Annotated in this window: 12 protein-coding genes and 1 pseudogene; 5 read left to right on the forward strand and 8 right to left on the reverse strand. The window is 75.9% G+C overall.

Going from position 1 to position 12417, the window contains the following annotated elements; genetic code table 11:
- The 6 genes and pseudogenes from ACYVQV_RS18060 to galU all read right to left on the reverse strand — a co-directional run.
- Nucleotides 1-581 (reverse strand): annotated as a pseudogene (locus ACYVQV_RS18060) (hypothetical protein); the annotation flags it as partial.
- A 150-nt stretch (nt 582-731) separates the two neighbouring features.
- Nucleotides 732-1319: a GNAT family N-acetyltransferase gene (locus ACYVQV_RS18065; protein WP_461024710.1), complete on the reverse strand. Its 588-nt coding sequence runs from the start codon at nt 1317-1319 to the stop codon at nt 732-734.
- Between the two features lie 4 nt (nt 1320-1323).
- Nucleotides 1324-1836, reverse strand: a complete 513-nt coding sequence (locus ACYVQV_RS18070) for a MogA/MoaB family molybdenum cofactor biosynthesis protein (RefSeq protein ID WP_461024711.1) — start codon at nt 1834-1836, stop codon at nt 1324-1326.
- Nucleotides 1833-2294 carry a cyclic pyranopterin monophosphate synthase MoaC gene (gene moaC, locus ACYVQV_RS18075; RefSeq protein WP_461024736.1) on the reverse strand — a complete coding sequence of 154 codons (462 nt, stop codon included), beginning with the start codon at nt 2292-2294 and terminating at the stop codon, nt 1833-1835. The genes ACYVQV_RS18070 and moaC overlap by 4 nt, the downstream gene beginning before the upstream one ends.
- Nucleotides 2295-2350: 56 nt before the next feature.
- Nucleotides 2351-3613: a molybdotransferase-like divisome protein Glp gene (gene glp / locus ACYVQV_RS18080; protein ID WP_461024712.1), complete on the reverse strand. Its 1263-nt coding sequence runs from the start codon at nt 3611-3613 to the stop codon at nt 2351-2353.
- Nucleotides 3610-4566: a UTP--glucose-1-phosphate uridylyltransferase GalU gene (galU, locus tag ACYVQV_RS18085; protein WP_461024713.1), complete on the reverse strand. Its 957-nt coding sequence runs from the start codon at nt 4564-4566 to the stop codon at nt 3610-3612. Before galU ends, glp begins: the two co-directional genes overlap by 4 nt.
- Before the next feature lie 118 nt (nt 4567-4684).
- Here galU and ACYVQV_RS18090 point away from each other — a divergent pair, with 118 nt between their 5' ends.
- Nucleotides 4685-5290 (forward strand): 5-formyltetrahydrofolate cyclo-ligase, encoded by a 606-nt coding sequence (locus tag ACYVQV_RS18090; RefSeq protein WP_461024714.1) that lies wholly within the window; start codon nt 4685-4687, stop codon nt 5288-5290.
- Nucleotides 5291-5318: 28 nt separating this feature from the next.
- On the opposite strand, the gene ACYVQV_RS18095 is transcribed toward ACYVQV_RS18090, so the two are convergent.
- Nucleotides 5319-7991, reverse strand: a complete 2673-nt coding sequence (locus ACYVQV_RS18095; RefSeq protein ID WP_461024715.1) for a penicillin acylase family protein — start codon at nt 7989-7991, stop codon at nt 5319-5321.
- Between the two features lie 163 nt (nt 7992-8154).
- Between ACYVQV_RS18095 and ACYVQV_RS18100 the strand changes: the two genes are divergently transcribed.
- The 4 genes from ACYVQV_RS18100 (at nt 8155) to mscL (ending at nt 11718) form a co-directional block, all read left to right on the forward strand.
- Entirely contained in the window at nt 8155-9795 is a 1641-nt protein-coding gene (locus ACYVQV_RS18100) for a potassium/proton antiporter (RefSeq protein WP_461024716.1), read from the forward strand.
- Nucleotides 9796-9857: 62 nt separating this feature from the next.
- A complete protein-coding gene (locus tag ACYVQV_RS18105) occupies nt 9858-10250 on the forward strand; it encodes an FmdB family zinc ribbon protein (protein ID WP_461024717.1) in 393 nt (130 codons plus the stop codon).
- A gap of 162 nt (nt 10251-10412) precedes the next feature.
- Nucleotides 10413-11183 (forward strand): SAF domain-containing protein, encoded by a 771-nt coding sequence (locus tag ACYVQV_RS18110; protein ID WP_461024718.1) that lies wholly within the window; start codon nt 10413-10415, stop codon nt 11181-11183.
- 136 nt (nt 11184-11319) lie between these two features.
- A complete protein-coding gene (mscL, locus tag ACYVQV_RS18115) occupies nt 11320-11718 on the forward strand; it encodes a large conductance mechanosensitive channel protein MscL (protein WP_461024719.1) in 399 nt (132 codons plus the stop codon).
- A 28-nt stretch (nt 11719-11746) separates the two neighbouring features.
- On the opposite strand, the gene ACYVQV_RS18120 is transcribed toward mscL, so the two are convergent.
- Nucleotides 11747-12400 (reverse strand): VOC family protein, encoded by a 654-nt coding sequence (locus tag ACYVQV_RS18120; RefSeq protein ID WP_461024720.1) that lies wholly within the window; start codon nt 12398-12400, stop codon nt 11747-11749.
- Between the last annotated feature and the right edge of the window lie 17 nt (nt 12401-12417).

A 12417-nucleotide genomic window follows, 5' to 3' on the forward strand; every position in this document is an offset into this window, starting at 1 on the left:
CGACCGGCGGCGGGGCCATCACGACGTCCGCGTCGACGAGCACGGCCTCGCGCTCGACGACGGGCACGGCGGCGGACGGCGGCCCGGCGCAGGACGACGACGGTGGCGGCGAGCGCCGCGGCGACACCGGCGGGCGCCCACCACGACGCGACGCCCACGGCCGCGAGCACGACCGTGACGGGCAGGGCGAGGAGGCACGCGAGCAGCAGCGCGCCGGGGACGCGGGAACGGGGGGTCCGCGGCGTGCCGGGCCGGTCCGGCCGCACGTCGTCCGACGCGACGCGGGCGGGCGCGAGCCGCCTGGTCGGGGCGGTGTCCACCGGCGCGGAGCGGTGCACGTCGAGACGGTGCACCTCGACGCCCCCGACGTCGGGGCGCGGGGGGCTCAGCACGTACGCGGTGCCGTGGGGGTGGTCGGCGCGGGGTGCGTCCGCGCGTCGCGGCGTCAGGTGGCGGGCCGAGGAGCTCTCACGCTCGTCGGGCCGGTCCTGCGCGACGGCGGCGCGGTGCCGGATCCACTGGGGCACCAGGTAGACAGCCCACAGCCCCATGATGATGGGGAAGATGAGTCCGCTGTCCACGGTGACCCACCGTAGGGCCGATCGCTCCACCCCGCAGGGATGCGTCACGGTGTGTCGCTGGTGCGCCCCGAACGGCCTCGTGTGACGTGTGTGACGCGAGAGAACGCAGTGGGTGACCGGACGAGCACCCAGCGGCAGGGACTCGAGGCCTCAGGTGCGCAGGCGGTGGACGAGCCCGGCCCCGACCTCCTCGGCGGTCAGGGCGAACGACCGGTGGTCGCGCCACGCCCCGTCGATGTGCAGGTACCGGTGTCGCAGCCCCTCGTCCCGGAACCCCAGCTTCTCCACGACCCGCAGGCTCGCGGCGTTCTCCGGTCGGATGTTGACCTCGACGCGGTGCAGACCCCAGGTCAGCAGGCAGTGGTCGGTCGTGAGGGCGAGCGCTGTCGTGGCCAGCCCCCGGCCCGCGTGGGAGCGGTCCACCCAGTAGCCGACCTGACCGGAGCGCAGGGCGCCCCAGACGACGGCCGCGACCGTCAGCTGCCCGACGAACGCGCCGTCGGACTCGATGACGAAGGGCAGTGCCCGCCCGGCGGCGGCCTGCCGCCGCAGGTCGCGGACCATCGTGCCGAACGACCGGACCCGGCCCGGGCCGTCCGGGTCGGTCGCGTCCCACGGGGCGAGCCAGTCGGCGTTGGCCGCGCGCACCCGGCGCCACTGCCGCCCGTCCCGGCGCCGCAGCGGACGCAGACGCACCCCGTCGTGCTCGAGGACGACGGGCCAGCATGGACCGTTCACCCGGTCAGGATCCCGTACCGGCCCCGGAGCCGGCACCCCGCGCGTGGTCGCCGCCGTGCACCTGGTCCACGGCGTGCGGCAGCACCTGCCGCAGGACCGCGATCCCGTCGCGGCAACCCCCCGGCGACCCGGGCAGGTTGACCACCAGGGTCCGCCCGGCCAGACCGGCCAGGCCGCGCGACAGCGACGCCGTCGCCACCCCCGCGTCCCGACCGTGCGCCCGGATCGCCTCGGCGAGGCCGGGGACCTCCCGGTCCAGCAGGGGGCGCGTCATCTCCGGGGTCACGTCCCCGGGGGTGAGCCCGGTCCCGCCCGTCGTCAGCACCACGTCGTAGCCCTGCTCCACGGCCGAGCGCAGCGCCCGGGCGACCGGCTCGCCGTCCGGCACGACGAGCGGCCCGTCGACGTCGAAGCCCATCTGCCGCAGGCCGTCGGCGAGCACCGGGCCGCCCGCGTCCTCGTAGACGCCCGCGGCGGCGCGGTTCGAGGCGGTCACGACGAGGGCGCGGCGACTCACGTGCCCGCCCCGCGACCGTGGCGGACCGACGGGTCCTCGGCCCAGTCCCCCGACCTGCCCCCGCTCTTGGCGACGACGCGGACGTCGGTGAGCACGGTGTGCTTGTCGACGGCCTTGACCATGTCGACGAGGGCGAGGCACGCGACGGTCACCGCGGTCAGCGCCTCCATCTCGACGCCGGTCCGGTCGGCCGTCCGGACCGTGGCGGTGACGTCGACGCGGTCCTCCCCGACCTCGAGGTCGACCTCGACGGCGTGGACGGCGACGGGGTGCGCCAGCGGCACGAGCTCCGGGGTGCGCTTGGCGGCCTGGATCCCCGCGATCCGCGCCACCCCCAGGGCGTCACCCTTCGGCACCTCGCCGGCGCGCAGGGCGCGGACGACGTCCGCGCTGACGAGCACGGAACCGGCGGCGGTCGCCGTCCGGACGGTGACGTCCTTAGCGCTCACGTCGACCATGCGGGCGCGGCCACGGTCGTCCAGGTGGGTCAGCCGCGCGGGCTCGGGCGTGCCGCTCACCGTCGTCCCCTCTCCAGCAGCAGGCAGCGGACCTCGTCGCCGGGCCTGACCTGCGTGACGTCCGGGGGCACGACGGCGAGGGCGTTGGCGACGGCGAGGTCGGCGACGAGGTGCGAGCCGGGTCCGCCGACGGGCCGCACCAGCGCGCCGTCGTGGGTGCGGCGCAGCTCGACCCGGGCGTACTGCCGCTTGCCCGCCGAGGAGCGCCACCCCTGCTCGGCGCGGGCGGTGAGGGTGGAGCGGTGCAGCTGGCTCTCCCCCAGCATCTTGCGCAGCGCCGGGCGCACGAAGACCTCGAACGACACGTAGGCGCTGACGGGGTTGCCGGGCAGGGTGAACACGGGGGTCCGCCGGGTCCCGAGGTGCCCGAAGCCCTGCGGCATCCCCGGCTGCATGGCGACCTTGTCGAAGGTGACCGTCCCGACCTGGGACAGGACCTCCTTGACGGTGTCGTAGGCGCCCATGCTCACCCCTCCCGAGGTGATCACCGCGTCGGCCCGCTCGACCTGCGCGGTGAGGGTGTCGAGCAGCAGCCTCGGGTCGTCCTCGACGATGCCGACGCGGACGGCGGTGGCGCCGGCGTCCGTCACGGCCGCGGCCAGCGCGTAGCTGTTGGAGTCGCAGACCTGCCCGAAGCCCGGCGGGCCGTCCCCGGGCTCGACGACCTCGCTGCCGGTGGACAGGACGACGACCCGGGGCCGCGGGTGCACGGGCACCCGGGCGTGGCCGGTGGCGGCGAGCAGGGCCACGTGCCGCGGGGTCAGGCGGGTCCCGGCGGCCAGCAGCGTGCTGCCCGCGACGACGTCCTCGCCGCGCCGGCGGACGTTCTGCCCCTCGACGACCGGCGCGCGGACGCTGACCCGCGCCAGGCCGCCGTCCGTCAGCTCGACCGGCACCACGCCACCGGTCCCGGGCGGGACGGGGGCGCCGGTCATGATCCGGATCGCGCTGCCCCGGGTCAGCGGCAGCGCCTCCCGGGCCCCCGCCGGCAGGTCGTCGACGACGGGCAGCACGACGGGGTCGTCCTCGCCGGCGCCGGCGACGTCCTGGACGGTGACGGCGTACCCGTCCATCGAGGAGTTGTCGAAGGACGGCAGGTCGATCGCGGACACGACGTCCTCGGCCAGGACGCACTCGAGCGCCTCGAGCAGCGGGACGGGAGCGGCGGGCAGCGGCGCGACGCCGTCGAGGCACCGGTCGAGGTGGTCCTCGACGGGGGTGAGGGGGCCGGAGACCGGGTGGTGGTGCCCCCCGCTCACCGGGCGTCGCCCGCGGCGGTCCCGTCGAAGCCGCCGGTCACGTAGCCGGTGAGCCACTCGCGCAGCTCCGGGCCGAGGTCCTCGCGCTCGCACGCCAGCCGGACGACGGCCTTGAGGTAGTCGAGCCGGTCGCCGGTGTCGTACCGGCGGCCCCGGAACACCACGCCGTGCACGCCGCCGCCGTCGCCCTCGCGGCCGGCCAGGGTCTGCAGCGCGTCGGTCAGCTGGATCTCGCCACCGCGGCCGGGCGGCGTCTGCTCGAGCACCTCGAAGACGGTGGGGTCGAGCACGTACCGGCCGATGATCGCCAGGTTGCTGGGCGCCTCGGCGGGGTCCGGCTTCTCCACCAGGCCGCTGAGGCGGACGACCTCGTCCGACCCGTCCGTCGCGCCCTCGGCGACCTGGGCGCAGCCGTACATGTTCACCTGGTCGCGGGGGACCTCCATCAGCGCGACGACGCTGCCGCCCTCCCGGGCCTGGACCTCCAGCATCCGGGCCAGCAGCGGGTCGCGCGGGTCGATCAGGTCGTCACCGAGCAGGACGGCGAACGGCTCGTGCCCGACGTGGTCGCGGGCGACCAGCACCGCGTGGCCCAGGCCCTTGGGGTCGCCCTGACGCACGTAGTGCAGGTTGGCCAGGTCGGTGGACCAGCGGACGGCGGCGAGCCGCTTCTCGTCGCCCTTGGCCTCCAGCGCGTGCTCGAGCTCGAGGTTGCGGTCGAAGTGGTTCTCCAGGGCGGTCTTGCCGCGCCCGGTGACCATGAGCACGTCCTCGAGACCGGCCTCGACGGCCTCGGCGACGACGTACTCGATCGCGGGTCTGTCGACGACCGGCAGCATCTCCTTCGGTGACGCCTTCGTGGCCGGCAGGAACCTGGTGCCGAGGCCCGCGGCCGGGATGACGGCCTTGCGGACGGGGCGGGCGGTGGTCTCGCGTCCGGTCTGCTGCGTCATGGCCGCAGGCTAGTCCTGTCGGGGGGATCGCACCGTTCGTGGTACCTCGTGGTGGCTCCTCGCCCCGGGAACGGACCGTCGTGGACGCACCGCGACGACTCGGTGACAGACTGCGCGCGTGGTCGTGGACGACGTCGAGCGCCGCAAGGCCGACCTGCGGGCGAGGGTGCGCGCGGCCCGCACCGCCCGGGACGCGGACCGGCGCGCCGCCGACGCCGAGGGGCTGCGGGCCGTCGCCCTCGCGCACGGCCTGGTCCGGGACCGCCCGGTGGTCGCCGCGTACCTGTCGGGGCCCTCCGAGCCCGGCACGGGGCCGCTGCTGGACGGGCTGGCCGCCACCGGCACCCGGGTGCTCCTGCCCGTCGTGTCGGTCGGCCCCCCGCGCGACCTGGACTGGGCCGTCGACGACGGCACGACCCGGCCGGGACCGCTCGCCGGCCTGCGCGAGCCCGCCGGGCCCCGGCTCGGCCCGCAGGCCCTGGCGACGGCCGACGTCGTGCTGGTGCCCGCCCTGGCGGTGGACACCCTGGGCGGCCGCCTGGGCCAGGGCGGCGGGTTCTACGACCGCGCGCTGGTGCGGGTGCGCCCCGGGGCCCTCGTGGTCGCCGTCGTCCACGACGAGGAGCTCCACGACGCCGCGGTGGACCCGGTCCCGGTGCTCGCCCACGACCGGCGCGTGGACGCCGTGCTCACCCCCACCCGGTGCGTGGCGGTCCGCGGCTGACGCGCCCGGTCGGACCGCCGCCCCCGGGTCAGCCGTCCGCGCCCGCCCCGCCGTCGCCGTCTCCGCCGTCGTCGCCCTCCTCGTCGGAGGGCACGAGGACGAGGCGCTCGTCGCCGGCCTCCTCGACCGCGCCGCGGCTGAACGGCCACGGGAACTGCTCGCCGTCGGCCCACGCCTCGAGCTGGTCGTCGTAGTGCGGGCTCCACGGGTGCCCGGAGACGCCGGTGAGGTCGACCCAGGTCGAGTCGTCCCAGTCCTCCAGCGACAGCACCATCCGCATGGAGGGGACCCACGTCACGGCGTACCCGTCCTCGCCGGAGACGTCCCACCCGGTCGCGTTGACCAGCGAGGAGCCGCCGGCCACGGCCACGGGGTCGGGGTTGAACAGCGCCCGGACCGGGGCGGGCAGCCCGTCACCGCCGAGCGGCTCGTGCTCCAGCGAGAGCTGGTGGAGCTGGCCCCAGCGCCACTTCGCCGGGTCCTTGCCGAGGGCGGCGGTCAGCTCGCGCCGCGCCTCGTACAGCGCCAGGCCGAGGATCTGGTCGCGCTGCTCGACGACCGTGGACGTGCCCTTGTCGTCCCACCAGGGGTTCTCGTGGTCCTCGAGCATGGTGCCGATGACCTCGAACCAGCGGCTGCCGCCCTCCGGGGCGACGACGCCGCCGGGCTCGTCGGCGAACGTGAGCCGCAGCAAATTGCTCCACACCGCGTTGTAGTAGGCGGCCGCGGCGGAGTCGGCGTCCTCGACGTGGTCCCAGTCCCGCAGCAGGTCGACGGCCTCGAGCGTGAACTCCTGGCCCTCCTCGGGGACGGTCCCCTCGTCGAGGGCGACCTGCAGCAGCGTCGGCACGAGCTGGGCGGCGAAGGAGTTGTAGCTGTCCACCTGCAGGTCGCGCGTGTCCTGGAGCGTGATCGGGTGGTCGTCGGCCACCCACTCCTCGATCACGCTGCGGATCCGCTGCGAGCGGTACCCGTAGGCGAAGTCCTGGGAGATGAGGTGCGGGTAGCCGGGGCCGGCGACGGCCTGGTTGGCGGTGACCACGAAACCCTCGGGCGGGTTGAGCACGCTGGGCAGCTCCGCGAACGGGATGGTCCCCGCCCAGTCCCAGCTGCTGTCCCACCCGGCGCGCGGCCAGGTGCCGTCCTGCTGCCCGATCCCGGTGCCGGGCTGGCGGACCGGGATCCGGCCGGGGGCCTGGTAGCCGATGTTGCCGTCGCGGTCGGCGTACACGAGGTTCTGCGCCGGGACGTCGAACAGCTCGGCGGCGGCCCGGAAGTCCTCCCACCCGCGGGCGCTGTTGAGCGCGAACAGCGCGTCCGCCGTCCGGCTCGGGGTGAGGGCCGTCCACGCCAGCGACACCTCGTAGCCGCTGCCCTGGATCGGGGCGTTCGGCGGCACGAGCGTCGTCCGCCCGACCTCCCTGACCCGGTCGATCGCGTCGGACAGGATCGGCCCGTGCACGGTGCTGCGGACCGTGATGGTGCGCGTCTCGCCGCCGGCGACCCGGATCTCCTCGGTGCGCACGTCGAGCGGCACCTGCGCGCCGTCGCGCTGGTAGGTGTCGCCGTTCACCCGCTCCAGGAAGAAGTCGGTGACGTCGGCGCCCATGTTGGTGAAGCCCCAGCCGATGTCGGCGTTGTGGCCGATGACCACGCCGGGCAGACCCGAGAACGAGTAGCCCGCGACGTCGAACGGGCACTGCTCGCTGACCTCGCGGCAGTGCAGGCCGACCTGGTACCAGATGCTCGGCACCGAGGGCGACAGGTGCGGGTCGTTGGCCAGGATCGGCGCGCCGGTGGCGGTGAGGTCACCGGAGACGACCCAGGAGTTGCTGCCCGTCCCCTCGCCCGTGCCGAGCAGGGTCGGGACGGCGTCCAGCGCCTCCTGGACGACGGCGAGGACGTCGGCGTCCGCGGACCCGGTGACGGGCGGTCCGGCCGCGGCGTCGGCCTGGCGGGCCGTCGCCAGGGACGCCCCCGCCACGTCGGCCGTCGTCCCATTGCCCGGGACGATCGGTGCGTGCCGGGTGACCGGGTACGGCGGCCAGAGCTGGTTGACCAGCTCGACGTCCTGCACCGCCTCGTAGGTCAGGGCGCGGCCGAGCTCGTCGTCGTAGTTGCTGCGCAGGTCCCAGGCCATCGCCTTGAGCCAGGTCAGCGAGTCCAGCGGCTCCCACGGCTCGATGCCGCCGAGTGGGACGCTCAGGTCCAGGACGGTGTAGGCGGCCGACAGCTCGGCCGGGGAGCGCTCGGCGAGGTAGTCGTTGACGCCGTCCGCGTACGCCTGCAGGTAGGAGCGCGTCGACGGTGCCAGCAGCGGCAGCTCGGCCTCGGCCACCCGGCGCCAGCCGAGGGTGCGCACCACGACGTCCGCCTCGATCGCCGTCTCGTTCTCGCCGACGAGCTCGGCGAGCCGCCCGGCGGTGACGTGCCGGCGGAAGTCCATCTCGAAGAAGCGGTCCTGCGCGTGCACGTACCCCTGCGCCCGGAAGAGGTCCTCGGCGGTGTCGGCGTAGACCTGCGGGACGCCCCGGTCGTCGCGGACGACCTCCACGGAGGCCGCCAGCCCGGCCAGGGGCACCTCCCCGGAGTGGTCGGGCAGCGGACGGCGCACCGTGGCCGTGACGGCGACCGTGACGACGAGCGCAGCCACGACGAGGACGGCGAGCGCGGTGGTCAGCACGAGCCGGAGGCGGGGCACGGGCCGAGCGTAACGACCTAGACTGCGGGCACCACCACGCACCCGCGGCGCGCCCGGGACGAGGACGACGAGACGGCCGACACGCGCAGAGACGGCCGAGACGCGCAGAGACAGCCCGAGACACCGACCGACCACCGCCGGACGACGAACCGACGGGAGCCCCGTGACTGTCAACGAGCTGAACGTCGCGGTGCTCGCGGGCGCCGCGGTCCTGCTCGTGGCGATCGTGGCGGTCCGGCTCTCGGTCGGCACCGGGATGCCGTCGCTGCTCATCTACCTCGGGCTCGGCGTCCTCATCGGCGAGGCCGGCCTGGGCCTGGAGTTCGACGACTACCAGCTCACCGCCGTCCTCGGGTACGCCGCGCTGGCGCTGATCCTCGCCGAGGGTGGGCTGAGCACCCGGTGGGAGTCCGTGCGTCCGGCGGTCCCCGCGGCGCTCGTCCTGGCGACGGCGGGCACGACGGTGTCCATCGTCGTCACCGGCGTCGCCGCCCACTACCTGCTCGGATTCGACTGGACGACGGCCATGCTGCTCGCGGCCGTGCTGTCCTCCACGGACGCCGCGGCCGTCTTCTCCGTGCTGCGCCGCGTGCCGCTGCCGCGCCGGCTGACGTCCGTGCTGGAGGCCGAGTCCGGCTTCAACGACGCCCCCGTCGTGATCGCGGTGGTGGCGCTCACCCAGGCGTTCGGCGGGCAGAGCACCGCTCCGTGGTGGCTCCTGGTGCTGCAGGCGGTGGCGCAGCTCGTGGTGGGCGCCGTGATCGGCCTGGCGGTCGCCGCACTGGGGGCGTCCTGGCTGCGGGCGATCGCGCTGCCGTCGTCCGGGCTCTACCCGATCGCCGTCCTGTCGCTGTGCGCCCTGGCCTACGGCGCCGCCGCCACGCTGGGCACGAGCGGCTTCATCGCCGTGTACGTGGCCGGCCTCGTCCTGGGCAACGTCAGGCTCCCGCACCGCTCCGCGGTGCGCGGCTTCGCGGAGGGGACGGGGTGGATCGGCCAGATCGGCCTGTTCGTCCTGCTGGGGCTCGTGGTGCGCCCGTCCGAGGTGCCCGACGTCGTCGTCCCCGCCCTGGGCGTGGGCCTGGCGCTGCTCCTGGTGGGCCGGCCCGCGTCGGTGGTGCTGTCGCTGCTGCCGTTCCGGATGCCGTGGCGCGAGCAGGCCTTCCTGTCGTGGGCGGGGCTGCGAGGGGCGGTGCCGATCGTGCTGGCCACGATCCCGGCCAACGCGCGCACCCCGGGCACGGAGAACCTGCTCGAGCTGGTGTTCGTCCTCGTCGTCGTCTTCACGGTGGTGCAGGCCCCGGTACTGCCCGCGGCCGCCCGGCTGCTGCGCCTGCACGGTGACGAGACGCGGGGGGTGGAGGTCGAGGCCTCGCCGCTGGGGGCGATCGGCGCGGAGCTGCTGCAGGTGTCGGTGCCGCGGGGCTCGCGGATGGGCGGTGTCGCGGTCTTCGAGCTGCGGCTGCCCGCCGGGGCGAACGTCGCGCTCGTCGTCCGGGACGGCCAGGCGCAGGTGCCGACACCGCAGACGGTCATGCGCGCCGGCGACGAGCTGCTGGTGGTGACGACGGCGCAGGCCAGGGACGCGGCGGAGGACCGCCTGCGGCTCGTGGGCCTGCACGGGCGGCTGGCGCAGTGGCGGGCCTCGCAGGACGGTGACCCGGGCCGCAGCCCGCGCGGCGGTGGGCTCGCCCGCACCGCGCGGCTGCTGGGCCGGGTCCCGGGCGCCCGGCGGCTCGGCCTGGCACCTCCCGGCACCGGCGACGGGTCGCAGCGGGGTGGGCGGTCCGGACCCGCGGTATAGTTGGCACTCTCGACACACGAGTGCCAGCCGGTCGGCCGGCACCGTCACCGCAGGAGGAACCCGTGCCGACGTACGCCTACGCCTGCACCGCGTGCGACCACCGCTTCGAGGCCCAGCAGTCGTTCTCCGAGGACGCGCTCACCGACTGCCCGCAGTGCCAGGGGCGGCTGCGCAAGCTCTTCAACAGCGTCGGGATCGTGTTCAAGGGGTCCGGCTTCTACCGCACCGACTCCCGCTCCGGCTCGGGCGCCGGCGGGTCCTCGACGGCGCCCTCGGGCGGGTCGACGGGGTCCGGTGAGGGCAGCGCGTCCGGCTCCGCGTCGACGTCCGGGGCGAACGGGTCGTCGTCGTCCGGGTCGTCGTCGTCCGGGTCGTCGTCGTCCGGGTCGTCATCCTCGGGTTCGTCGCCCTCGGGGACCAGCGCCTCGCCGAGCGCGGCCGGCTCCGCCGCCTGACGGCGGCGTCCCTCCGCGGCTGCCCACCGCCGCCCCGCCCGGTCCCATCGATCCCGAGCGCCGCTCCGCCGCCCGTCCACAGGCGGCCGCCGTCGGCGGGTCGTCCACAGCCCGGACGCCGATCGAGGCGGCGCTCGCGACACCGTCCCTAGCGTCGCGCTCGTGGAGCACACCGCGCGGCAGACCATCCCCCACCCCTACGCACCGGCGCCGGGGGCGGCGTCCGGTGCCCCCGCGCGGGCGACCCCCCTCGGTCGCGGCGACGCCGCCACGTCGGGCGCGGTGCAGCGTCGCCTGCGCCGGCGCCGGGCGTTGCGCCGCGCCCGCCGGCCGCTGGGGGCCCTCCTCGTCGCCGCGGCGGCGCTGCTCGCCCTGGGCGGCGGCTCGACGTCCCCGACCGGCGGCACCCCCGTCACGGTGACGACCCGCGACCTGCCCGCGGGTCACCGGCTCACCGCCGCGGACCTCGCCAGCGCCACCGCACCACGGGCGTTGGCACCGGACGGCGTGGTGGCCGTCGACGACGCCGCGGGTCGGGTCCTCACCGGCCCGGTGCGCCGCGGCGAGCCCGTCACCGACGCCCGGCTGGGCGGGCCCGGCCGACTCGTCGGCGCTCCACCGGGCACGGTGGCGGTCCCCGTGACCTTCCCGGACCCGTCCGCGACCGCCCTGCTGTCACCGGGCGACCGGGTGCGGGTGCTCGCCGGCCCGGCGTCCTCCGACGGGTTCGAGCCCGGCACCGGGGACGGGGCCCGGGTGGTCGTGCGCGACGGGGCCGTCCTCGAGGTGCCGGACGGACAGGCGGGCGGCGGGCTGCTCGCCAGCGGGGCGTCCGGTGGCGGGGTCGCGGTGCTCGCCGTCACCCCGGCCGAGGCGCTGGACCTCGCCCAGGTCTCCGCGACGCGCTGGCTGGGGCTGGCCCTCCTGCCGTGAGGGCCCCGGGACAGCGGTGGTGTGCCGCATCGGGAAGGCCGGTCCGGTGGCGCCGCCTTGGCCACGCCCGGCCGGTGCCCCTAGGTTGTGCGGCGCGGCGTCCGGACCGGTGGCGCCCCGTCAGGAGGGCACGGCTGTGATCAAGGGATTCAAGGACTTCATCCTGCGCGGCAACGTGATCGAGCTGGCCGTCGCGGTCGTCATCGCCACGGCGTTCACCGCGGTCGTCACCGCCGTGACCGAGAACCTCATCAACCCGATCATCGCGTCGTTCGGCAGTGCCGACGTGGGCGGCTTCGGGTTCCGGATCCGCGAGGGCATGGAGTCGACCTTCGTCGACCTCGGCGCGATCATCACCGCGATCATCAACTTCCTCATCATCGCGGCGGTCGTGTACTTCCTGCTCATCCTCCCGATGAACAAGCTCGCGGAGCGCCGCAAGCGCGGGCAGGAGCCCGAGCCCGAGGCCCCGTCGGAGGAGATCCTGCTGCTGCAGGAGATCCGGGACCTGCTGGCCGCCCGCCGGGACGTCTGACCCGGCACGCCCTGTCCCCCGCCCGCCGTCACCAGTGCGGCGGCACCTCCCGGCGCCACCGCTCGTCGTCGTCCTCGGCGCGCTCGCCCCAGCCCTCGTCCCGGTCGTCCGCGGACCGGTCCGGGATCACCGGCTCCGCGCGCGCGCCGGACCGCGGCGGCGTCGGCCCCGACCTCGGTGGCGGCCCGGACCGCGGCGCCGTCGCCTCGTGGGACGCGGGCACGTCGTCGGGGGCGTCGACGGCCTGCAGCTCGACCCGGCCGTCGGGTGCGACCCGCCAGCCGGGGTTGAACGCGACCTCCCACACCAGGCCGGCGGGGTCGGCGACGTGGGCGTGGTACCCCCCGAACGCGGCCCGGCGAGGGGGCACCAGCACCGTCCCGCCGGCTGAGCGCACCCTCTCGACCGCCGCGTCCACGGCCGCCTCGTCGGTGACGTTGTGCGACAACGTCACACCCCGCGGCGGGCCGTGCTCGACCGACCCCGCGGGCGCACCCGCGAGGTCCCCGGCGAACGCGTCCGCGTCGTACAGGCCGAGCACGAGCCCGGAGCCGACCTGGAGGAAGAGGATCTCCCCGGGGACGTCCAGCAGGGGCTCCCACCCCAGGCCGTCGCGGTAGAACGCCCGGGCGGCGTCCAGGTCGGCGGTCGCCACGGTCACGAAGTCCACGCGCTGCTCCACGCGGGCATCATGCCCCG

The sequence above is a fragment of the Thalassiella azotivora genome (genome assembly GCF_054781695.1).

Excerpts from the sequence above, each read along its gene's own strand:
- moaC (WP_461024736.1), bottom strand. The coding sequence starts at position 2,294 with ATGGTCGACGTGAGCGCTAAGGACGTCACCGTCCGGACGGCGACCGCC.
- galU (WP_461024713.1), bottom strand. The coding sequence starts at position 4,566 with ATGACGCAGCAGACCGGACGCGAGACCACCGCCCGCCCCGTCCGCAAG.